The sequence below is a fragment of the Mesorhizobium quangtriensis genome (genome assembly GCF_040081925.1).
GTDB lineage: Bacteria > Pseudomonadota > Alphaproteobacteria > Rhizobiales > Rhizobiaceae > Mesorhizobium_K > Mesorhizobium_K quangtriensis.
In genome coordinates this window covers 435683-457688 of sequence record NZ_JBEBMF010000001.1, presented here as the reverse complement: position 1 = coordinate 457688, position 22006 = coordinate 435683, and the positions used below count along the sequence as shown (strand labels likewise).

General features: G+C 64.1%; 24 protein-coding genes. 18 read left to right on the top strand and 6 right to left on the bottom strand.

The features are described from left to right. Window positions 1-110: 110 nt before the first annotated feature. The 5 genes from ABMA32_RS02310 (at window position 111) to ABMA32_RS02290 (ending at window position 4547) form a co-directional block, all read left to right on the top strand. Window positions 111-839 carry an ABC transporter permease gene (locus ABMA32_RS02310; RefSeq protein WP_349013307.1) on the top strand — a complete coding sequence of 243 codons (729 nt, stop codon included), beginning with the start codon at window positions 111-113 and terminating at the stop codon, window positions 837-839. Beyond that, window positions 839-1654, top strand: a complete 816-nt coding sequence (locus tag ABMA32_RS02305; RefSeq protein WP_349012112.1) for an ABC transporter permease — start codon at window positions 839-841, stop codon at window positions 1652-1654. The genes ABMA32_RS02310 and ABMA32_RS02305 overlap by 1 nt, the downstream gene beginning before the upstream one ends. A gap of 10 nt (window positions 1655-1664) precedes the next feature. After that, the gene (locus ABMA32_RS02300) at window positions 1665-2675 is read left to right on the top strand and encodes an Ldh family oxidoreductase (protein ID WP_349012111.1); all 1011 of its coding nucleotides are present in this window, start codon (window positions 1665-1667) and stop codon (window positions 2673-2675) included. Between the two features lie 114 nt (window positions 2676-2789). Continuing rightward, entirely contained in the window at window positions 2790-3764 is a 975-nt protein-coding gene (locus ABMA32_RS02295; protein ID WP_349012110.1) for a complex I NDUFA9 subunit family protein, read from the top strand. An 18-nt stretch (window positions 3765-3782) separates the two neighbouring features. Continuing rightward, complete coding sequence (locus ABMA32_RS02290; RefSeq protein ID WP_349012109.1) at window positions 3783-4547, top strand: sulfite exporter TauE/SafE family protein; 765 nt, start codon at window positions 3783-3785, stop codon at window positions 4545-4547. Between the two features lie 9 nt (window positions 4548-4556). Here the strand turns inward: ABMA32_RS02290 and ABMA32_RS02285 are convergent, their stop codons facing one another. Continuing rightward, window positions 4557-5363 carry an undecaprenyl-diphosphate phosphatase gene (locus ABMA32_RS02285; RefSeq protein ID WP_349012108.1) on the bottom strand — a complete coding sequence of 269 codons (807 nt, stop codon included), beginning with the start codon at window positions 5361-5363 and terminating at the stop codon, window positions 4557-4559. A 160-nt stretch (window positions 5364-5523) separates the two neighbouring features. On the opposite strand from ABMA32_RS02285, the gene ABMA32_RS02280 reads away from it, so the two are divergent. The 11 genes from ABMA32_RS02280 to ABMA32_RS02230 all read left to right on the top strand — a co-directional run bounded on the left by ABMA32_RS02280 (window position 5524) and on the right by ABMA32_RS02230 (window position 16430). Next, entirely contained in the window at window positions 5524-6216 is a 693-nt protein-coding gene (locus ABMA32_RS02280; protein ID WP_349012107.1) for a glutathione S-transferase family protein, read from the top strand. After that, window positions 6197-7375 carry a tRNA epoxyqueuosine(34) reductase QueG gene (gene queG / locus ABMA32_RS02275; RefSeq protein WP_349012106.1) on the top strand — a complete coding sequence of 393 codons (1179 nt, stop codon included), beginning with the start codon at window positions 6197-6199 and terminating at the stop codon, window positions 7373-7375. The genes ABMA32_RS02280 and queG overlap by 20 nt, the downstream gene beginning before the upstream one ends. Beyond that, window positions 7372-8289, top strand: a complete 918-nt coding sequence (locus ABMA32_RS02270) for an SDR family oxidoreductase (protein ID WP_349012105.1) — start codon at window positions 7372-7374, stop codon at window positions 8287-8289. Before queG ends, ABMA32_RS02270 begins: the two co-directional genes overlap by 4 nt. Window positions 8290-8391: 102 nt before the next feature. Then, window positions 8392-9468, top strand: a complete 1077-nt coding sequence (gene mepA / locus ABMA32_RS02265; protein WP_349012104.1) for a penicillin-insensitive murein endopeptidase — start codon at window positions 8392-8394, stop codon at window positions 9466-9468. Between the two features lie 171 nt (window positions 9469-9639). Continuing rightward, entirely contained in the window at window positions 9640-10557 is a 918-nt protein-coding gene (locus tag ABMA32_RS02260) for an SMP-30/gluconolactonase/LRE family protein (RefSeq protein ID WP_349012103.1), read from the top strand. 110 nt (window positions 10558-10667) lie between these two features. Next, window positions 10668-11267, top strand: coding sequence for a DedA family protein (locus ABMA32_RS02255; RefSeq protein WP_349012102.1), 600 nt, complete (start codon window positions 10668-10670; stop codon window positions 11265-11267). A gap of 70 nt (window positions 11268-11337) precedes the next feature. Further along, window positions 11338-12429, top strand: coding sequence for a calcium:cation antiporter (locus ABMA32_RS02250; RefSeq protein ID WP_349012101.1), 1092 nt, complete (start codon window positions 11338-11340; stop codon window positions 12427-12429). A gap of 183 nt (window positions 12430-12612) precedes the next feature. Continuing rightward, a complete protein-coding gene (locus ABMA32_RS02245; protein WP_349012100.1) occupies window positions 12613-13608 on the top strand; it encodes a sulfate ABC transporter substrate-binding protein in 996 nt (331 codons plus the stop codon). Window positions 13609-13684: 76 nt separating this feature from the next. Next, complete coding sequence (cysT, locus tag ABMA32_RS02240) at window positions 13685-14515, top strand: sulfate ABC transporter permease subunit CysT (protein ID WP_349012099.1); 831 nt, start codon at window positions 13685-13687, stop codon at window positions 14513-14515. After that, a complete protein-coding gene (gene cysW / locus ABMA32_RS02235; RefSeq protein ID WP_349012098.1) occupies window positions 14512-15408 on the top strand; it encodes a sulfate ABC transporter permease subunit CysW in 897 nt (298 codons plus the stop codon). Before cysT ends, cysW begins: the two co-directional genes overlap by 4 nt. Then, entirely contained in the window at window positions 15405-16430 is a 1026-nt protein-coding gene (locus tag ABMA32_RS02230; protein ID WP_349012097.1) for a sulfate/molybdate ABC transporter ATP-binding protein, read from the top strand. The genes cysW and ABMA32_RS02230 overlap by 4 nt, the downstream gene beginning before the upstream one ends. Before the next feature lie 19 nt (window positions 16431-16449). Here the strand turns inward: ABMA32_RS02230 and ABMA32_RS02225 are convergent, their stop codons facing one another. The 5 genes from ABMA32_RS02225 to ABMA32_RS02205 form a co-directional block, all read right to left on the bottom strand. Next, window positions 16450-16953 (bottom strand): pyridoxamine 5'-phosphate oxidase family protein, encoded by a 504-nt coding sequence (locus ABMA32_RS02225; protein WP_349012096.1) that lies wholly within the window; start codon window positions 16951-16953, stop codon window positions 16450-16452. Between the two features lie 10 nt (window positions 16954-16963). Then, window positions 16964-17179 carry a hypothetical protein gene (locus ABMA32_RS02220; protein ID WP_349012095.1) on the bottom strand — a complete coding sequence of 72 codons (216 nt, stop codon included), beginning with the start codon at window positions 17177-17179 and terminating at the stop codon, window positions 16964-16966. 133 nt (window positions 17180-17312) lie between these two features. After that, complete coding sequence (locus ABMA32_RS02215; RefSeq protein WP_349012094.1) at window positions 17313-17618, bottom strand: DUF982 domain-containing protein; 306 nt, start codon at window positions 17616-17618, stop codon at window positions 17313-17315. 108 nt (window positions 17619-17726) lie between these two features. Then, window positions 17727-18122, bottom strand: a complete 396-nt coding sequence (locus tag ABMA32_RS02210) for a DoxX family protein (RefSeq protein ID WP_349012093.1) — start codon at window positions 18120-18122, stop codon at window positions 17727-17729. Between the two features lie 34 nt (window positions 18123-18156). Then, entirely contained in the window at window positions 18157-19044 is an 888-nt protein-coding gene (locus tag ABMA32_RS02205; protein ID WP_349013306.1) for a D-alanyl-D-alanine carboxypeptidase family protein, read from the bottom strand. Window positions 19045-19304: 260 nt separating this feature from the next. On the opposite strand from ABMA32_RS02205, the gene ABMA32_RS02200 reads away from it, so the two are divergent. Both ABMA32_RS02200 and ABMA32_RS02195 read left to right on the top strand, forming a co-directional pair. Further along, window positions 19305-20843, top strand: a complete 1539-nt coding sequence (locus tag ABMA32_RS02200) for a putative bifunctional diguanylate cyclase/phosphodiesterase (RefSeq protein ID WP_349012092.1) — start codon at window positions 19305-19307, stop codon at window positions 20841-20843. A gap of 144 nt (window positions 20844-20987) precedes the next feature. Beyond that, complete coding sequence (locus ABMA32_RS02195) at window positions 20988-21950, top strand: ABC transporter substrate-binding protein (protein ID WP_349012091.1); 963 nt, start codon at window positions 20988-20990, stop codon at window positions 21948-21950. The last annotated feature ends 56 nt before the right edge of the window (window positions 21951-22006 follow it).

Below are 22006 nucleotides of genomic sequence, written 5' to 3'. Positions count from 1 at the left end.
ACAGAGGTGCGGCCGGCTTGCACTGAACATGCCTTCAGAGGGGCATCGGCGCGCAGATCCCGAAAAGGGACGCCGCCGACTATAATGGGGACGGGTCTATCCAAGCACTGATCCATCTTGCGCAGACGAGCGTCTTCGACCTGCTGGCGCTGAGCCCGCCGGGCTGGGGCGGCAACCTGCTGCGCGGCCTGACGAATTCCGTCCTGATCGCCGTCGGCGCCTTCTCGATCGGCATCGTGATCGGCATCGGCGGCGCCTTCGGCAAGCTCTATGGCGGGCCGATGACGAAGGACCTGCTTGGTCTCTACACGACGCTGGTGCGCGCTATCCCCGAACTGGTGCTGATCCTGCTGCTTTATTTCGCCGGCACGGACCTGATCAACCGGCTGCTGGAAGTGCTCGGATACCAGCGCATCGACATCAACGGGCTGGTGGCCGGCATCTGCGTGCTTGGCATCGTGCAGGGCGCCTATTCCACGGAAGTCATCCGCGGTGCGATCCTGTCCATCCCGCAGGGGCAGATCGAAGCGGCGCGCGCCTATGGCATGTCGCCGGGCCTGATGCTCAGGCGCATCACGCTGCCAGCCATGCTGCCCTTCGCTATTCCCGGCCTCGCCAATCTTTGGCTGATCGCCACCAAGGATACGGCGTTGCTCGCCATCGTCGGCTTCAACGAACTGACGCAGGAAACGCGTACCGCCGCCAGCACAACCAAGGCCTATTTCACCTTCTTCCTCGCGGCCGGAGTGCTCTATTTGCTGCTCACGCTCTTCTCCAATGTCATCATCGCACGCATCGAGAGATGGGCGCGGCGCGGCATGTACATGGAGACCCACTGATGAGCGAGCGCACCGCCAGCAGCCTCATCGACGCGAGCGCGCGCGCCTCGCTCTGGCTGCAGCCGCACCGCATCGTGCTGATCGCCATCGGCGTGGTGCTGGTGGTCTGTGCCGCGGTCTTCATGCGCTGGGACTGGCTGCCCAACTATTACGGGCTGGCGCTGCAGGGCATCTGGCGCACGCTCTGGATCCTCGCGGTAACCGTCGTCCTCGGCTTCATGCTCGCGGTGCCCATCGGGCTGGTGCAGGTCACAGGCCCGCGCTGGCTGTCCTGGCCAGCCTACTGGTTCTGCACGGTCATCCGCGGCACGCCGCTCTTGCTGCAGCTCTGGTTCCTCTATTACGGGCTAGGCTCGCTCTTCCCGCAATATCCATGGATCCGCGAATCCTTCCTCTGGCCCTATCTCCGGCAGGCATGGCCCTACGCTGTCCTGTCCCTGACGCTGTCCTACGCGGCTTACGAAGGCGAGGTCATGCGCGGGGCCTTCGCCGGCGTGGCGCGCGGACAGCTGGAGGCGGCGCGGGCCTTCGGCATGAGCCGCTGGAAGGTGTTCCGCCGCATCTGGCTACCGCAGGCGACCTACCGCGCGTTGCCCACTCTGGCCGGCGAAACCGTCCTGCAGCTCAAGGCGACCCCGCTGGTTGCCACCATAACAGTCGTGGATATCTACGCCGTCGCCTCGCGTGTTCGGCAAACGACCTTTATTGTTTATGAACCGCTTCTTCTTCTCGCGGTTGTTTACCTGTGCATTACCGGCATTCTGGTGTTTGCGTTCCGCAAGCTTGAGGCACGAATACCCAACAGGCTGGGGTAAAGGCTCCCACATGGTCGAAATGGTCCGGCTGGATCTGGCGGAAGCGATTGCGCTTTGCGAGCAGGCGGCGCTGGGCGCTGGCGCCGGCGAAGAAGCCGCCGTGTCCCTGGCAGCCTCCGTGGTTTCAGCGGAAGCGCGCGGGCTCAGGTCGGTCGGCCTGTCGCATTTCCTCGACTATCTCGCCGCCCTCGAAGATGGCCGCATCAACGGAACGGCCCAGCCCGCGATCACGCGGCCGGCGCTCGCCGTCTATGTCTCGGATGCCGCCGGCGGCATCGCGCACACTGGCTTCGACCGCGTTTTCAGTGACTTCGCCAAGGCCGCGCGCATCTTCGGCGTGGCGATCTTCGCGCAACGCAACGCCTTCACCTGCGGCGAGCTCGGCCATTTTACCAGCCGGCTCGCCAATGAGGGGCTGGTCGCCTTCGCGGCCACCAACGGCCCGGCCATGCTCGCAGGGGCCGGCTCGACCAAGCCTGTCTATTGCACCAATCCGTTGTCCTTCGCCGCTCCGGTCGACAACAATGTGCCGCTCGTCATTGATCAATCGTCCAGCGCCACCGCCTTCGTCTCGATCCGCGAGGCTGCGGAGCAGGGCCGTGAGATTCCGGCTGGCTGGGCGCTTGACGCCGCAGGCAAGCCGACCACCGACCCGGCCGCCGCCATGAAGGGCGCTCTGCTTGCCTTCGGTGGGCATCGCGGCGCGAATATCGCGCTCATGGTGGAGGTTCTGGCGGCGGGCGTCACCGGCGCCAACTGGTCGCTCGATGCGCCCTCTTTCAAGGAAGGCAGCGAGAGCCCCGGGACAGGCCTCTTCGTGCTGGCGATCGAGCCCAAGCTGATCGCGCCCGATTTCGCTGTGCGGCTGGCGGAACAGACCAATCGCCTTGCCGCCGACTACCGCGTCCACATACCGGGCGTTGCGCGCGGCAGGGCCGGCATGCTGGCGAAGGCGCTCGGCCTCGACGTCCCCGCCGATCTGGTCGGGCGCATCGCGGCCTATGCCGAGCGCGCGCAGTAGGCGTCCCGCATCCCTGCTACCTCTCGCCGCGATGCCATCGGCATGCTTTGCCTTTTGTGCAAAACGGACTAAGAGACAACTTCAAATCCAGCGTCGGCAAGCCCGGAGCCAGTCATGACGGAAATCCTTGAAACACCGAAACTCGTCACCGTTTTCGGCGGCTCGGGGTTCATCGGCCGGCATGTGGTGCGAGCGCTGGCCAAGCGCGGCTATCTGATCCGCGTCGCGACCCGTCGCCCCGAGCTTGCCGGTCATGTCCAGCCGCTCGGCAATGTCGGCCAGATCCAGCCGGTGCAGGCCAATATCCGCGTGCCATGGTCGATCGAGCGCGCCGTCGAGGGCGCAGCCCATGTCATCAACCTCGTCGGCATCCTGCACCAGTCCGGCGCGCAGAAATTCGACGCGGTGCAGGCTGTTGGTGCGAGAAACATCGCGGTGGCCGCCAAGGCCGCTGGCGCGAAGCTGACGCACGGTTCTGCCATCGGGGCCGATCTCGACTCCGCATCCGCCTATGGCCGCACCAAGGCGGAAGGCGAAAAAGCCGTCCACGAAGCGATCCCGGAAGCTGTGATCGTGCGCCCTTCGATCGTGTTCGGGCCGGAAGACCAGTTCTTCAACCGTTTCGCCGACATGGCGCGTTACTCGCCAGCCCTGCCGCTGATTGGCGGCGGAAATACCAAGTTCCAGCCGGTTTTCGTCGGCGACGTCGCGGAGGCGATCGCACGCTCGGTCGATGGCAGCGTCAAGGGTGGCCGCATCTATGAACTCGGCGGTCCCAACGTGCTGACGTTCCGCGAATGCATGGAGCAGATGCTGGAGATCGTCGATCGCAAGCGCCTGCTGGTGCCGATGCCGTGGCTTGTGGCCGAATTGCAGGCGGCGGTGCTCGAACTCCTTCCGAGGCCCCTTCTGACGCGCGACCAGGTCACCCTGCTGAAGAGCGATAACGTCGTTTCCCGCGAGGCCGAGGAAGGCCATCGCACGCTTGTTGGCATCGGTATCCAGCCGAAGTCGACCGCCGCCGTGCTACCGAGCTACCTTTGGCGCTACCGAGCCGCCGGCCAGTTCACGCACAAGAGCGAGGCGTAAGGCTCAGCCTCTGCCGTCATGGAGACCATCGCAGCGCTCCTGCCGTCCGGTCTGGAGCCCTGGGTCGCAGCGCTTCTCATCGTCGCCAGCGCCTTTACCTCGGCGCTGACCGCCGCCTTCGGCATCGGCGGGGGCCTTGCAATGCTGGCGCTGATGGGCGTCTTCTTTCCGGTGTCTGCGGTTATCCCCGTGCATGGCGCAGTGCAGCTCGGCTCGAACTCTGGCCGTGCCTGGCATCAGCGCGCTCACGTCCGCATGGACGTGGCGAAACCCTTCATCGCCGGCAGCATCGTCGGCGCGGTGCTCGGCGTGTTTCTGGTCGTGCAGCTTCCCGATGCGCTGCTGAAGCTCCTGCTCGGCGGCTTCATCATCTTTCTCACCTGGGCGAAAATTCCGGGCATCGAGCGGCTGACCCACACCGGCCTCGCCGTCGCCAGCATCGGACTGGCGGTGCTTTCCATGCTGGTCGGCGCAACCGGGCCGCTGGTGGCGACGCTGTTCGCCCGCTTCTTCGAGACCGACCGCAAGGCCCTGATCGCCACCAGCGCGGTGGCCATGACGACCCAGCACCTGCTCAAGATCATCGTCTACGGCATCGCCGGCTTCGCCTTCCGCGAATGGCTACCGCTGGTCTTTGCAATGATCGTGTCGGGCTATCTCGGCACCGTCTACGGCACCGGGGTGCTCGAACGCATGCCGGAGGAAACCTTCCGCCGATGGTTCCGCATAGGCATCACGCTTTTGGGGCTAGACCTGCTGCGGCGAGGTTTGATGGGAATCTGACGGAACCCGTCAGCCCCAGATCAGAAGCGCGATCAGCCCGACCGTGCCGACGATTAGCCGCCACCAGGCGAACAGCGCAAAGCCGTGGCGCGAGACGTAGTCCAGCAGGTGCCTGACGACGAGAAGCGCCGACACGAACGCGGCGACGAACCCAACCGCTATGATCGGAATATCCGCGCTCGACAGCACGTCGCGATTCTTGAACAGATCATAGGCGAAGGCCCCGGCCATGGTCGGCATGGCCAGGAAGAAAGAGAATTCCGCCGCCGAGCGCTTGTCCGTCCCCATCAGCAGCGCGCCGACGATGGTCGAGCCCGAGCGCGACGTGCCGGGGATGAGCGCCAGACACTGGAAAAGGCCGATCTTCAGGCAGAGCGAGAGCGGATAATCCATCACGTCATGGAATTTCGGCTTCAGTTCCAGCCGGTCGATCCAGAGCAGCACGAAGCCACCGAGGATGAGCATGACGCAGATCAGCATGGGCGTCTCGAACAGCACGGTCTTGATGAAGCCATGCGCCAGCACGCCGAGGAAAGCCGCCGGAAGGAAGGCGATCAGCACGCCGAGAACGAAGCGCCGGGTGCGGCCGTCGCTCGGAAAATCGACCAGAAGCTTCACCAGCCGGTGGAAGTAGACGGTCAGGATGGCGAGGATCGCGCCAAGCTGGATCAGGATCTCGAAGGCCTTACCGGTGGACTCGAAGCCCAGGAAATGGCCGGCCAGCAGTATGTGCCCGGTCGAGGAAACCGGAATGAATTCGGTTAGTCCCTCAAGCAGGCCGAGCACGAGGGCGTCGAAAAGTGTCTGGTTTTCCATATATGCCGCAATCTCCGGGAAGAGGCCGCTCTTGCTTGTCACGGCGAGGAACCGGCCCTATAGGTCGGGCGGGCCGTGGCGACCCTGAATCGGGGGTACTCAACTTTTAGCGTTCGAGCCTCCGCGAGGCCAGACGCATTTTCAGTTCATACGCGGGATCATGCTGACGCTCTTCCACCATCCTATGTTCGCCACCTGCCGCTTCGTCCGCCTCGCTTTCGGCGAGTTCAACGAGGAACTGGCGCTGATCGAGGAAAAGCCGTGGACGCGGCGCAAGGAATTCCTCGCGCTCAACGCCGCCGGCACGTTGCCGGTGCTGCTGGCCGAGGGCGACGTGCCGATCATCGGGGCCAATGTCATCGCCGAATATCTCGATGAGACGCGCGGCGCGCTGAAGCGCGACCGCCGGCTGCTCGCCGAAGACCCGATGGACCGCGCCGAGATCAGGCGTCTGTGCGACTGGTATCTGGTCAAGACCGAGAGCGAGGTCACCCGCCATCTGGTGCGCGAGCGCGTGCTCAAGCCGCTGATGCCGGAAGCACTCGGCGGCGGCTCCCCCGATTCGGGCGCCATCCGCGCCGCCCGCGCCAATGTGCGCCAGCACATGAAATACACCAACTGGCTGGCCGGCACGCGCCATTGGCTCGCTGGGCCGCGCATCACCTATGCCGACCTTGCGGCCGCCGCCTCGCTATCCATCCTCGACTATCTCGGCGAGATCGACTGGAGCGGCCACAACGCCGCGCGCGAGTGGTACACTCGCATGAAGTCGCGCCCGTCTTTCCGGCCGCTGCTCTCTGACCGTGTCCGGGGCCTGTCCCCGGTGGCCCACTATGCGGACCTCGATTTCTAGCGCTGAAAAGCCAACAAGGCCCGCGCGCGGCGAGACGCTGCGCCAGATGATCGACCGCGAGGCCATGCGCGCCGGCTTCAATGCCGTCGCCATCACCCGGCCCGATTCGATCCCGCTTGTTCCGGAAAGGCTGAGGCAGTTCGTCGCCGAAGGGCTTCACGGCTCCATGGAGTGGATGGAAGAAACGCTGGAGCGCCGCGCCGACCCACGCACCCTGTGGCCCGACGTGCGATCGATCATCGTGCTCGCGATGAATTATGGTCCGGACCACGACCCGCGCGACCTGCTCGCCAGGCGCGACCGGGGCGCGGTCTCCGTCTATGCCCGCAACCGCGACTATCACGACATCATCAAGGGCAGGCTGAAGGAGATGGCCGGCCGCATCGCTTCCCGCACCGGCGAGGACGTGAAGGTGTTCGTCGACACCGCACCTGTCATGGAGAAGCCGCTGGCCGAAGCAGCCGGCATCGGCTGGCAGGGCAAGCACACCAATCTGGTCAGCCGCGAATTCGGCTCATGGCTCTTCCTCGGCTCGATCTTCACCACCGCCGAGATTGAACCGGACGTTGCCGAGGTCGACCATTGCGGCTCCTGCCGCGCCTGCCTCAACGCCTGCCCGACCGACGCTTTCCCCGCGCCCTACCGGCTCGATGCGCGGCGCTGCATCTCCTACCTGACCATCGAGAATAAAGGCCCCATCCCGCTCGAATTCCGCGAGACGATCGGCAACCGCATCTATGGCTGCGACGATTGCCTCGCCGCCTGCCCGTGGAACAAGTTCGCCAGAACGGCGTCCGAAGCGAAACTCGTCGCCCGCGAAGACCTGCGCGAACCGCATCTTGCAGACCTGCTCGCGCTGGATCACACGACGTTCCGCGCACTGTTCTCAGGCTCGCCGGTCAAGCGCATCGGCCGCGACCGCTTCCTGCGCAATGTCCTCATCGCGGCAGGCAATTCCGACGATGCGGCGCTCGTCCCGCGATGCCGCGCTCTGCTGGACGATGCATCCCCGCTGGTGCGCGGCGCGGCGGTCTGGGCATTGTCCAGACTGATGCCCCGACCGGACATGCGAGAACTTGCCACCCGTACCCACGAAACCGACGCGTCCGTGCTTGCCGAATGGCAGGCCGCGATGCCGGACCAGACAGCGATTGCATGACCCAAAGCTTCCTCAACTTCGGCGCCGGCTACTCCGGCAAGGCCTTCGCCGCCGCCCGCACTAATGCGGCGATACCCGTTTCTGGCACCACGCGGTCACCGGAAAAATTCGACGCCCTGCGCGCCGTCGGTATCGAGCCGCTGCTGTTCGATGGACTGTCCTTTTCACCTGAACTGCGCGCTGAACTGCAGCGCGCGACCCACATCATCGTGTCGACTGCGCCGGATGACGGGCGAGACCCGGTGCTGGCGATCGTGGGCGAACGCATCCGCGACCTCGCGCCGAACCTGCGGTGGATCGGCTATCTCTCGACTGTCGGTGTCTATGGCAATTACGATGGCGGCTGGGTCGACGAGACCGCCGAATGCCGCCCCGTCTCGCGGCGATCCGTGCTGCGCGTCAAGGCCGAGCGCCAATGGCTGGCCCTTGGCGAGGCGGCCGGCATTCCGGTCGCGATCCTGCGCCTTTCGGGCATCTACGGCCCCGGCCGCAACGCCTTCGTCAACCTTGAGAGCGGTACGGCCAAGCGCCTTATCAAGCCCGGGCAGGTGTTCAATCGCATCCATGCGGCCGATATCGCCGGCGCGCTCTGGCATCTGTCGGCCCGCGATCTCGGCGGCATCTTCAACGTCACCGACGACCTGCCCGCACCGCCGCAGGATGTCGTCGCCTACGCGGCGGGCCTGATGGGCATCGAGCCCCCGCCCGAAATTCCATTCGACGCCGCCCAACTTTCGCCCATGGCCCGGTCTTTCTATGGCGAGAACAAGCGCGTCTCGAATGGTGTGATCAAGGCGACCGGATACCGCTTCCGCTATCCCGACTACCACGTCGCCTTCGACGCCATGTGGAAAGAGGGAAACTGGGCCGGCGAGGGCGGAAGCGACGCCCGGAGCCCGATGAAACGCTCGTGATCGAAGCGCGCCCGAGAAAATGCTATGATTCGTCGGTGCTCGATATTTACCGTCAGGTAATCATCGAGGCCCAGGGTCAAGTCTAGAAGCTGGGGACAGCCCATGATGACCATCCTCAAATCCATGCTGAAGTTCGCCGCGATGACCGTCGTCGCGTTTGCCGTGTCCGGCATAGAGGCGCCGCAGGCCAGCGCCGAGGAACTTGCCAAGAATCTGTTCGGCAACGAGAAACTGCCGGCCGCTTTGCCGGCGAAATCCTACGGCTTCTATTCCAAGGGCTGTTTCTCCGGCGGCGTCGCCATCCCCACCGATGGCCCGACGTGGCAGGCGATGCGCCTGTCGCGCAACCGTCGCTGGGGTCATCCAACCCTGGTCTCGGTGGTCGAGAGACTTTCGCGCGACGCCGCCGAGAAGGACGGCTGGCCCGGGCTTCTCATCGGCGATCTTTCGCAGCCGCGCGGCGGACCCATGCTGACAGGCCACGCCTCGCACCAGATCGGTCTCGACGCCGACATCTGGCTGACGCCCATGCCCCGCCGCACGCTGACCGCGCAGGAGCGCGAGGAGATCAGCGCGGTCTCCGTCATCAAGAAGAAGGGGCTGACGGTCGACGAGAAGATATGGACGCCAGCGCACATGCGCCTTCTGCGCCGCGCCGCCAGCTACCCGGAAGTCGAGCGTATCCTCGTCCACCCCGGCATCAAGAAGAAGCTCTGCGACACCGTGAAGGGCGACCGCTCGTGGCTGCGCAAGGTTCGCCCCTTCTGGGGACACGACTACCATTTCCACATCCGAATCGGCTGCCAGCCGGGCTCGACGGGCTGCAAGGAGCAAGCCGCGACCGCGCCGGGCGACGGCTGCGACAAGTCGCTTGCCTGGTGGTTCACCGAGGAGCCGTGGCGTCCGAACAAGAACCCCGATGCTCCGAAGGCGCGCGATGTCATGAAGATGTCCGCCCTGCCGAAGGAATGCCGCATGGTGCTCGAGGCTCCTTCGCCTGAATCGGAAATGGCTGCGACTTTCAAGAGCGGTGGCGGTTCCAGCATGTCGATCGCGGCCGTCATCGACCAGGCGGACGCGACCGTCCCGAAAGCGCCCCCCGAAGTCATCGGCGCAAATGCCTACCTCCCCGCCGACGGCGTCGCGGTTCCCCTGCCGGAGTGGCGTCCCAGCGAGTAAACGCCGGCTGCGAGCCATCAGGCGACGATTTTGCAACTCATCGTCGCCTGCAGGCTTGTCAAACTTCGCCGATTGCCCTTCTTATCTCGCCGTTTGAGGAAAGATGCGCGGAGCCAGGCAGGCCGCCATCGCTGATGCGGCCCATCGGGGGTCGAAGAATGGGAGGACTTCATGCCGGCTAGCGACTACGAGATTCTGGACCCCCGCTTCGGAAAACTGATCAACGGCAACGCGGGTGTCCGCCTGCTCTACACAGGCTGCCAGTGGGCCGAGGGCCCGGCATGGTTCGCAGCCGGACGCTACCTTGTCTGGTCTGATATCCCGAACAATCGCATCCTGCGCTATGACGAGACGGATGGCGCGGTCAGCGTGTTCCGGCAGCCTTGCGGCAACACCAATGGGCACACCGTTGACCGGCAAGGTCGGCTCGTCTCCTGCGAGCATGGCGGGCGGCGCGTCAGCCGTACCGAGTTCGACGGTTCCATCACCACCATCGCCGACAGCTGGCAGGGCAAGCGGCTGAATTCGCCGAATGACGTGGTCGTGAAGTCCGACGGATCGATCTGGTTCACCGACCCTTCCTACGGCATCGACACCGACTACGAAGGCAACCAGGCCGAAAGCGAGATCGGCCGCTGCAACGTCTACCGTGTCGATCCCGGCAACGGAAAGGTCGAGGCCGTCATCACCGACATGGTGCGGCCGAACGGCATCGCCTTCTCGCTCGACGAATCGAAGCTCTACGTGGCCGACACTGGCGCGACCCATGTGCCGGGACATCCGGCGCATATCGTCGTTTACAAGGTGGCCGCGAACGGCAAGAAGGTCAGCGGCGGCAAGTCGTTTGCCACCTGCACGGCCGGCCTGTTCGATGGCTTCCGCCTTGACGAGCAGGGCAACATCTGGACCAGCGCCGGCGACGGCGTCCACTGCTACGCGCCGGACGGAACGCTCATCGGCAAGGTCAAGGTGCCCGAGGTTGTCGCCAACCTCTGCTTCGGCGGGTCGAAGCGCAACGACGTCTATATCGCGGGCACCACGTCGCTCTACATGGTGCGCGTCATGGTGAACGGCGCCAAGACGTACTGACGCCTGTCGCCCAATGATCGCCATGCGCTTTCGGCTTGCGTTGATGGCGATCCAGGAGGCAAGAAGGATGGGCCGGCGCATAGACGCCGGTTCGTCGTGACCGGCCCGCAATGTCCGAAACCATCCACTCCCTGATCGAGCAATACGGGCTGATCGCGGTCTTCATCGGCTGCGTCGCCGAAGGCGAAACAGCCGCGATCCTCGCTGGCTTCTTTTCGCATCAGGGCGTTTTCGTGCCGTGGCAGGCCTTTGTCGCGGTGTTCCTCGGCGCGTTCGGCGGCGATGCGGCCTTCTTCCTGGCCGGCCGCCGCTTCGCCGACCGGCCTTTCGTCACGCGATTGCGCCAGAGACCCGGCTTCGACCGTGCCTTTGACATGCTGCACAGCCATCCCGCGCTCTATGTCATCGGCAACCGCTATGCCTACGGCTTTCGGCTCGTGGGCGGGGTCGCCGCCGGCCTTTCCACCATCCCGGTTATGACGTTCATCGTGCTCAACGCCATCTCGGCCGTCATCTGGACGATCCTGTTCGGCGGGATCGGCTATGTCTTCGGGCTCGGCGCTGAGCAGATTCTCGGTGATGAGCTTCACAAGCACCAGCGCCTGCTCGTCGCGCTCGGCATTGGCCTCGTCATCGGCCTTGCCGGCTGGTTCGCTGCGCATCATCTCAGCCGGCGCACACAGAAGACCGACAAGCATCGGGAAGGTTGAAAACAGCCATCGCGGTGGCGCGGCCTTTGGTGTAAATCTGCCGCGTTCAGGCATCCCTGCAGGGCGGTCCATGGTACTCGACAGGCGCACGGCGTACCACGCCCTCCCGTTAGCAACACTCGGCCTCGCGGTACTGCTTGAGTTCGGTATACTTTATGCTCGCGATGCCGCCCTACCCCTGCGCGTCGTACTTACGGTCATGGCGATCGGTCTCGTGTTCGCGACCGTCTTCGCCGCGCTTTATCACGCCGAAATCATTGCTCACCGTATCGGCGAGCCCTTTGGGACGCTGGTGCTGACGTTCGCGGTCACCAGCATCGAGGTTTCCGTCATCGTCGCGGTCATGCTGCATGGGAGTGACAATCCCGAGGTGGCGCGGGAGTCGATCTTCTCCACCTGCATGATGATCCTTGCCGGCGTGGTCGGCATATGCCTGACGGTTGGCGGATTGCGGCATCGGCACCAGGACCTCAAGCGGCAGGGCACAAACGCCTACCTCGCTGTGCTGACCGCGCTGGCCGTGCTCACGCTGGTCCTGCCGAACTACACGCTTGCCGCCAACGCCGCCGCCCAGTTCGGCCTCGTGGGCCTTTTGTGCATCCTTCTCTACGGCAGCTTCGTTTATGCGCAGACCGGGCTGCACCGGGAGGATTTCGTCGAGGATCTGATCGAGCCGGAGAGCCGGCGGGAAATCGTGCGCACGAAAAGCATCGCGATCAACGTATTTCTCCTGCTGGTGGGCCTGGTCGGCGTCGTGCTGCTGGCCGAAGACATCGCCGCCGGAATCGAGGGCGCGCTTCATGCCGTCAATGCCGTTCAGACCGACGCGATCGTCGGCGCCTTTATCGCAACCATGGTCCTGATGCCCGAAGCGGTTTCCGCGATCCGCGCTTCAATGGCCAATCAGCTGCAGCGCAGCCTCAATATTGCGCTTGGTTCGGCCTGCGCGACGATAGGCCTGACCGTCCCTGCCGTGACAGCCGTCAGCCTCTGGACCGGCAAGGAACTCACCTTGGGCCTTGGGGCCGGCGATACCGTGCTTCTGCTGTTAGCCATCGGCGTCAGCACGCTGAGCTTCGGGACGGGCCGAACGACCTATCTGACAGGCCTCGTCCATCTCGTCGTCTTCGTCGCCTATTTCTTCCTCATTTTCTTTCCCTGAAGAGTACGCTGTTTCTCTCGCGTCACTGCATTTGGCCCGCGTGGGAATCCAAGGTGAGAAAACATCACTCGCCATGGAACAGAATTCTAATAACTGGCGCGCATTAGGTGGACGATACCTCTGATGGCGCGGCGGCCTTGGCTAGATTTCGCCCAAATCAGCCAAAGCCTAAGCGGAGCCTCCATGAAACGCCTCATCCTTGTCGGCGCAGCCGTCGCCGCCCTCATCGCCAGCCCGGCCAGCGCGCAGGACAAGCTCCTCAACGCATCCTATGACGTCGCGCGCGAGCTCTTCGGGCAGGTCAACACTGCCTTTGTCCCGAAGTACAAGGCGGACACCGGCCGCGACATCGTCGTCGACCAGTCGCATGCCGGCACGTCGAAGCAGGCGCGCGCCATCGTCGAGGGACTGGAGGCCGACGTCGTCACCTTCAACCAGATCACCGACATCGACTTCCTCGTGAAGAACGGCTTCGTCTCGGAGGATTGGCAGAAGGATTTCCCCAACAACGCCTCGCCCTGGTATTCGCTGCCGTCCTTCCTCGTGCGCGCCGGCAACCCGAAGGGCATCAAGGACTGGAATGATCTGGCGCGCGACGACGTGAAGGTCATCTTCCCGAACCCGAAGACCTCAGGCAACGCGCGCTACACCTATCTGGCCGCGACCGCCTACGCCAAGGAAGCCTTCAACGACGATCCCGCCAAGGTGACCGAATTCGTCACCAAGATCTTCAACAACGTGCCTGTCTTCGACACCGGCGGCCGCGCAGCGACCACCACCTTCGTCGAGCGCGAGGTCGGCGACGTGCTGATCACCTTCGAGGCCGAGACGCGCGGCATCGCCAAGGAATTCGGCGAGGACAAGTTCGAACGCGTGACGCCGTCCGTCAGTCTGCTGGCCGAATTCCCGGTCGCGATCGTCGACAAGGTCGCCGAGAAGCACGGCACGCAGGAAGCTGCCAAGGCCTATCTGGGTTTCCTGTACACGCCTGAAGGGCAGAAGATCGCCGCCGAAAACGGCAACCGCGTCCATGACGAAGCCGTCGCCGACGCCTTCAAGGATCAGTTTCCGGAAGTCCGGCTTGTGACGGTCGAGGACGTGTTCGGCGGCTGGGACGAGGTGCAGTCCGAGCATTTCGCGTCGGGCGGTCTGCTCGACCAGATCTACGGCGACCGTTGACCTGAACGGCGCTTTGGGTTTTCAAGGCCGGCGGGCGTAAGTCCGCCGGCTATTTCCGTTCTTAGTCGAGGTAAATTTGTCGAGACGCCGCGTCCTGCCGGGGCTGAACCTGTCCCTCGGCATCACTCTCTTCTACGTCGCGCTGATCGTGGTGCTGCCGCTCGGCGCGCTCGTTTTCAAGGCGGCGAGCCTCGGACCTGAGGACTATTGGCGCATCGTCTCGTCGCCGCGCGCTGTCGCCAGCTATCGCGTCACCGTGCTCTGCGCGCTCGCCGCCACTGCCTTCAACCTCGTGTTCGGCATGGCTCTGGCCTGGGTGCTGGTGCGCTACCGCTTCCCCGGCCGCAGGCTTGTCGATGCGATCGTCGACCTGCCCTTCGCGTTGCCCACCGCCGTTGCCGGCATCGCGCTCACCACGCTCTTCGCCCAGAACGGCTGGTTCGGCTCGGTCCTCGCGCCGCTCGGCATCACCGTCGCCTATACGCCGCTCGGTATCATGGTGGCGATGGCCTTCACCAGCCTGCCCTTCATTGTCCGCACCGTTCAGCCCGTGCTTGAAGACCTCGACCCGGCGCTCGAGGAGGCGGCGCAGACGCTCGGCGGTTCGGACGCGTCGATCTTCATGCGGGTGATCCTGCCCCTGCTGGCGCCTGCCCTGCTGGCGGGGGTTTCGCTTGCCTTCGCGCGCAGCCTCGGCGAATTCGGCGCCATCATCTTCATCGCCGGAAACCAGCCCTTCAGCACGGAAATCACCGCGCTGCTGACCTTCATCCGGCTGGAGGAATATGACTATCAGGCAGCCGCGGCGATCGCATCGGTGCTGCTGATCACCGCTTTCGTCATGCTCGCCGTCACCAACATCCTTCAGGCGCGCGCGCTGCGCTACATGGACAGGAGCCGCACATGACCGGCGGCCCCTCACTTCGCAGGAAGCCACCGCGTGTCGGCGACGGCGCGGCGATCCGCCGTACGCTGATTGCCTCGGTGCTGGTCGTCGGCGCGATCCTCGTGCTCGCGCCACTGGTGGTGATTCTCCACCAGGCCTTCTCCAGGGGGTTCGCCTTCTTCGCCGAGGCGATCACGCATCCCGACACGCTCCATGCCATCTGGCTGACGGGCGCCGCCGCGCTGATCGCCGTGCCGGTCAACACAGCCTTCGGCGTCGCCGCCGCCTGGGCGATCACCAAGTTCGACTTTTGGGGCCGCCGCTTCCTGCTCGTGGTCATCGAAATCCCCTTCTCGATCTCGCCCATCGTCGCCGGCGTCGCCTATCTCTTCGTCTACGGGCTGCAGGGGCTGTTCGGCCCGGCGCTGGACGCAGCCGGTATAAAAATCCTGTTCGCCCTTCCCGGCATTGTGCTGGCATCGATGTTCGTCACCGCGCCCTTCGTCGCGCGCGAGCTCATCCCGCTGATGCAGGCGCAGGGGCGTGATCTGGAGGAGGCCGCGACGTCGCTCGGGGCTTCCGGCTGGCGCACCTTCTTCTCGGTCACGCTGCCCAACATACGCTGGGCGCTGCTTTACGGCGTCGTGCTCTGCAATGCCCGCGTCATGGGCGAGTTCGGCGCTGTCTCCGTGGTCTCCGGCAACATACGCGGCCAGACCAACACGCTGCCGCTCCACATCGAACTCCTCTACCACGACTACAATACGGTCGGCGCCTTCGCGGCTGCCTCGATTCTCACCGTGCTCGCCATCGTCACCATCGTCGCCAAGGTGCTGCTCGAACGGCAGGGAGCCGGACGTGGCGGCCGCCCGGCGCTCGCCTCGCCTGTTGCTCCGCAAGGAAAATCCTCATGAAGATCCGCCTCGACAATGTCGTGAAGACCTTCGACACCTTTCGCGCCGTCCATGGCGTCTCGCTCGACATCGAGAGCGGCGAACTGGTCGCGCTGCTGGGCCCTTCCGGCTCCGGCAAGACGACGATCCTGCGCATGGTCGCCGGCCTCGAATTCGCCGATGGCGGCACGATCCATTTCGGCGATCAGGACGCCACCGACATTCCCGTGCGCGACCGTGGCGTCGGCTTCGTCTTCCAGCACTACGCGCTGTTCCCACACATGACGGTGGGCGAGAACGTAGCCTTCGGCATGAAGGTCTCGAAGGTAAAACGCTCCGCTACCGAAATCGCCGCGCGCGTGGACGAGCTGCTGCGGCTGGTCCGGCTGGAAGGGCTCGGCAATCGCTTCCCCAACCAGATTTCCGGCGGCCAGCGCCAGCGTGTCGCGCTCGCGCGAGCGCTTGCGGTCGACCCGAAGGTGCTGCTGCTCGACGAGCCCTTCGGCGCGCTCGACGCCAATGTGCGGCGCGACCTGCGCCGCTGGCTTCGCGAAATTCACGAGGAACTCGGCATCACCACGCTCTTCGTCACGCACGATCAGGAGGAGGCACTCGACCTCGCCGACCGCGTCGTGATCCTCGACCAGGGCAGGATCGTTCAGGAAGGCACGCCCGAGCAGGTCTGCCGCACACCGAACTCAGCCTTCGTGATGAACTTTCTCGGCGACGCCAACCGACTTCCCGCCACAGTTTCCAACGGCAAGGCCCGTGTCGGCGGCACGGAACTGGAGGCAGCCGGTTTCGCTAACGGCCGCGCGAACATCTACCTGCGGCCGCGTGACCTCGACTGGTCGGAGGAAGCGCCGGGCATCGCCGCCACCATTACCCGCGTGATCGACAAGCCGGACGGACGCCGCATCCTCGCGACAACCGTTGACGGCGATCATGTCGAACTGGATGTGGTTCCCGAAACAGTCGCGCGCGTCGGTGATAGCGGTTTCGTCCGCATCCACCGCGCGCGCGTCTTCGCCGAAGCTGACTAAAATGAGCTCGCAGGTAGCGCTACATCGTTACCTTGCGGTTGTTGCCCAGTTCCATCTTCGCGCCGGTGACGGCCGCCGTCAGCATCTTGACCGCGGAGACGATCTTGCCGGGGCTGTCCCAGACTTCCGCATCATCGGGCTTAACCGTAATGACGCGGATGTTCGGGTCGTCCTTGGAATCCCAGAACGCCTTGTTGTCCGGAGTCCAGAGCTCCTCGATCTTCGCGCGGTCGTTGGTGACCACGGCCTCACCGGTGATCGAGACGAATTTGTAGGAACCGGTATCCGCGAATGCCATCGTCACGATCGGGAAGCGTTCGATCTGGTCGTCCTTCATGCCATTCACATCGACGAGAAAGTATATCGCATGCTCTTCGCGCATGACATTGGCGGCGAGCGGACGGGCGCGCTGGCGTTCACCGTCCCACGTCACGAACATGCAGATGTTGATCTTCTCGGCCAGTTCCCAAGCGCGATCGCGTGCTTCCTCGGCGGTCAGGGTCGTCTTGTCCTCGTGGCTCATCCATAATCTCCTAGTGCAGTAGATCGACTTCGTTGTTGTCCTTGCGCCGGACCTGACCGGCCTCATCGACGATGAGATGGCCAGCTTCGACGGTCTTCGCATCCTTGCCCGCGTCTCCGGCGATCAGGGGATCCTGCACGTCGGAAACATTGCTCTTGCGTCTGGGAGAGCGGGACTGCGGTGCGCCGTCTGGCGTTGCAGGCTTTCTTTTCGGGACGGCGCTCATTGCATTCTCTCGGGCGGTACCGGGATGGGACCCGGCGGTGGAGCCGGTTCGGGAGGCATTGGCTCCGGCGATGGCCCCGGAAACGGGTCCGGGGCCGGACCGGGCCGCCCGGAGGCGGTCAGGGTTTTCATCGCTAGACCAGCACGTCCGCGTGCTTGGCGAAGGCCACGAAAGCATCATGCGCTTCCTCGGCCGAAACCCTGCCTGCCAGCGCCGACTGCAGCACTTCCATGGTCGACTGATAAACCGGTCCGCGCCTCGAGTGCGGCCAATCGATCAAAATCTCGCAAGCACCCCGCACGGACTTCACTTCGCGCTTCTTGTTGTCGGCAATACGTACGCAGACGGTCCTGCCGAAAGGCATGCGAAGCTGCTTTTGTGCAGCCGCCTCATCGTGCGGCTGATGACCCGAATGCGAATGTTCCATCACCTGTTCCATGGCCGGGAATCTCCCCTTCATGCCGTTGTCGGTGAAGGGATAAACGTCCGGGTGGGAGTGCGGTTCCGGTGGGGAAATGCGAATTGATGAAGTGACCCGGGAGCCGGGTCAGTCGCCACGCCGGTTGTCGAGCGCCCAGGCGCCCGGGCCTGCGAACACGAGATAAAGAAAAATGAAGCAGAACAGGATGGCGGCCCCGCCATTGTTGTTCGACGGCCACAGGCTCTCTGGCGCGTGGAACATGAAATACGCGACGGCCATCATGCCGGACATGACAAAGGCCGCAGGTCTGGTCAGCCATCCCAGGATCAGGAGGATGCCGCCGACGAGTTCGAGCACACCACCGATGACCAGCGTGGTGGCGGTCTCCGGAGGCGGCTCCGGATAGATGGATGGCGGGATGTTGAACAGCAGCACGAGGGCCGAATGCACGAACAGCAGCCCTGCGACGATGCGCAGCAACGCTCGCGCGTGAGGCTGGTACGCGGACAATCTCTCCGACATCGATCGCTACCCCTTCCGTCCCGTCCGGACGAGACTACTCGACGGCAGACATCGAACTCAACATGCTGAGCGAGGGTTTGTTGGATCCGCCCATATAGCGTTCGATCAGTTCCTCGACATGGTCGTTGCGGGCGCGGGCGCTGTCGGCGCCCATCACGACGACGATCAGCCGTTTCGAGCCGCGGGTGACGGAGGTCACGATGTTGTAGCCCGAAGCCCGGATGTAGCCGGTCTTGATGCCGTCGACGCCCTCGACCCTGCCGATCAGGTCGTTGTGGCCTCGGATCAGGCGACCGCGGAACATGAAGTCGCGGTTCGAGAAATAGTGGAAATGCTGCGGGAAATTCCTGCGCAGCGCCATACCGAGTAGCGCCATGTCGCGCGCCGTGGTGTACTGGTCGTCGTCAGGCAGGCCCGAGGCGTTGCGAAAGACCGTGCCGCTCATGCCGAGTGCGCGAGCCCGCGCCGTCATCTGCGCCGCGAAGGCCTCTTCCGTCCCGCCAAGAAATTCGCCGACGGCAACCGCGACATCGTTCCCCGACTTCACCGCCAGCGCCAGGATCGCGCTTTCCACGTCGATGGTCTGTCCGGCCTTTATGCCCATCTTGGAGGGTGGCTGGCGAGCGGCATTGGCCGACACCGGAATTTCCGTCGTCGTCGACACCCGTCCCTGGTTCACGGCTTCGAACAGCAGGAAAAGCGTCATCATCTTGGTGAGCGAAGCCGGATAGCGCCTTGCATTCGCCTCGGACTGGTAGAGCATGACGCCCGTCGAGGCGTCGATCACCAATGCGGAATATTTCGTCGGCGGCCCGGGCGGCTGCGGTGCGAGGACATCGGCAGGCGTCGGCCCGCCCGAGGTGGCGCAGGCCGAAACGAGCACGAGCACTCCGAGCAGGGCCACGACCTTGCCGAGGAACATCTCGATCGACCGAGGAATATAGGTCTTTGCGACGAACACGTCGTGTATTGCCCCTGCCCGACACGGACATCCTTGTTCAGGCCACTACCCTATGCCCGGCAGTCTTGCCATTCCCTTTCTGCAACAGGGCGGGCAAATCCTCGTTACATCCGCTGCAATATCCCTGAAGCGGGCTTCCGGTTGGTAAAATGCAAGGCTTTGCCGGAAACCGAATTTAAGGAGATCGATGCTAGACGTGCCGGCTGAACCGGGAACGAAGCATGCCCGCAGTCGGCAACCCTAACCGCAGTCCGGTCTTCAGGCTGGTCACGATCGCGAGTTCCGCGCTCGGCAGCTTCATCCTTGGCCTGTGGTGGCTGCAGACTGGTTTCGGCGATGGCATTGCCGGCCTGTCCGCACAGGCCGTAGGCGGCATCATCGCCGGGCTTTGCGCGCTTGCCGCCGGCGGTGCAGCCATGTCCTTCTTCGCCGGAATCGACGAGTCGGTGGACTATGTCGTGAAGGAAACACAGTTCGACAAGCTGACCGGCCTGCTTTCCCGGCCTGCAATGATCGCGCGGATCGCCGAGGCGGCTCAATCGACGGTGCGGACAGGAGAGCCAGTCTTCCTGCTGGACATCGACATCAGCCGTTTCAAGCAGATCAACGAGTCGATCGGCTACCACAAAGGCGACGAACTGGTTCGAGCCTTCGCACAGCGGCTGAAGGCCAGCCTGCCCGCCAATGTGGTGATCGGGCGCATCGCAGCCAGCGAATTCGTCGTGCTCTATCCCGATGCCTATTTCACCATGTCCATGGAGGTCATCGCCGAGCGCCTGATTGCCGAGCTGATGGAGCCCTACGACCTCGTAACCCATCAGCAATCGGTGAACGTCTCGATGGGCATCGTAGCCTTGCCCAAGGACGGCGACGACCCCATTCTCCTGCTCCGCCGATCCAATCTGGCCCTCCAGCACGCTCGCGCCACCGGCATCGGTGACTGGGCCGTTTTCCACGCAGACATCGGCAGGGTCGCCGACTACCGGCGCTGGATCGAGGCCGAACTTCACGGCGCGTTCGAGCGCGGTGACTTCGACCTGCACTACCAGCCGCAGATCGACCTCCTGAAGGGCCGCACGGTCGGCTACGAGGCATTGATCCGCTGGAAGCATCCCGAGCGTGGCATGATCCCGCCGATGGAGTTCATCCCGATCGCGGAGGAAACCGGCATGATCGGGCCGATCGGCGAGTGGGTGCTGCGCAAGGCATGCCGCGACGCGCGCCATCTCCCCGAGGATTGCTTCGTCGCCGTCAACATCTCAGCAGTGCAGTTCATGACGAAGGATTTCGTCGGTCTCGTCAGCGATATCATCCGCGAGACGGGCATCGAGCCGAAGCGGCTCGAGCTGGAACTCACCGAGACGGCTATGATGCAGGATCGCGCCCGCGCGGCCGTCATCCTCAAACAACTCAGCGAACTGGGCGTGACAGTCGCCGTCGATGATTTCGGCACCGGCTATTCCAACCTCAGCTACCTCATCGACTTCTCCTTCCACAAGCTGAAGATCGACCGCTCTTTCGTCAGCCGGCTGGAGACAGACCAGAATTCCGGCGCGGTCGTCTCCACCATCGTCGGCCTGTCCCGGGCGCTTGGCGTGGACGCCATCGCCGAAGGCGTTGAAACCGAGAACCAGGCCACCCTGTTACGCGCTGCCGGCTGCGACGTGTTCCAGGGCTTCCTCTTCGGCCGCCCGGCTCCGTTGAGGATGAGCGACGCCGACTCGTCTCCGGCGCGTGCCCGTTCAGTCAGCGTCCACTAGCCCCGGCTCGAGATTTGTCGTCGCCGCGCAATCACCATTGCGCGCGAAGTCCGTTGGTATATAAATTTTCATAACATGAAAAAACGCGGGGCAACCGCGCGAGGATACGCCGGGAACACGAGTTCAATGCAACGGGAGTACATTATGAAACTGAAATCTTTCGGGTTGGGAGTGGCCATGCTTGCCGCCGCCAGCTTTGTCGCGCCTGTGGCTCAGGCGCAGGCGCCTGAGTCGAGCGATCCCATCAAGATCGCCCTTTTCGACTGGACCAGCGTCAACCTGAACGCCAAGATCATGGGCGGCATTCTGGAAAAGCTCGGCTACACCGTCGAGTACCCGACCGCCGACTATCTCTCCAGTCTCACGACCGGCCTCACCAACGGCGACCTGACAGTCGGCATGGAGTTCTGGCAGACCACCGCCGGCGAGGCGATGGCCGCTTCCGACGCCACCGGCCAGACCGAGAATCTCGGCCCGCTCGGCCCGCAGGCCAAGGAAGAGTGGTGGTATCCCGAGTACATGAAGGAAAAGTGCCCGGGCCTTCCCAACTGGGAAGCGCTGAAGGATCCCAAATGCGCCGAGGCGTTCTCGACGCCCGAGACCGCGCCGAACGGCCGCTATCTCGGTGGTCCCGTGACCTGGGAAGGCTTCGATGACGAGCGTGTGGTTTCGCTCGGACTGCCCTTTACCGTCATCCACGCCGGCACCGACGCTGCGATGTTCGCCGAGCTCGACTCGGCCTACCAGAGGCAGGCGCCGATCATGCTCTGGATCTATTCGCCGCACTGGGCGCCCGCCAAATACAAGGGAGAGTGGGTGGAATTCCCCGCCTACACCAAGGAATGCTACGAGGATCCCGCCTGGGGCAGCAACACGTCAGCCGCCTATGACTGCGGCAAGCCGACTGGCGAAATCTACAAATACGCATGGTCCGGCATGAAGGAGAAGTGGCCGGTCGCCTACAAGGTGGCGAAGAACTACAAGATCGACACCGACGTCCTGAACGGGCTGAGCGGACAGGTCGATCTGGACGGCAAGACGCCTGAAGACGTTGCAGCCGCGTGGATCGCCGAGAACGAGGCGACCTGGAAGGCCTGGGCCGAATAAGCCCAAGCCGAGCATGGACAAGCGGTCCCGTTCGTACCACGATCGGGGCCGCACCT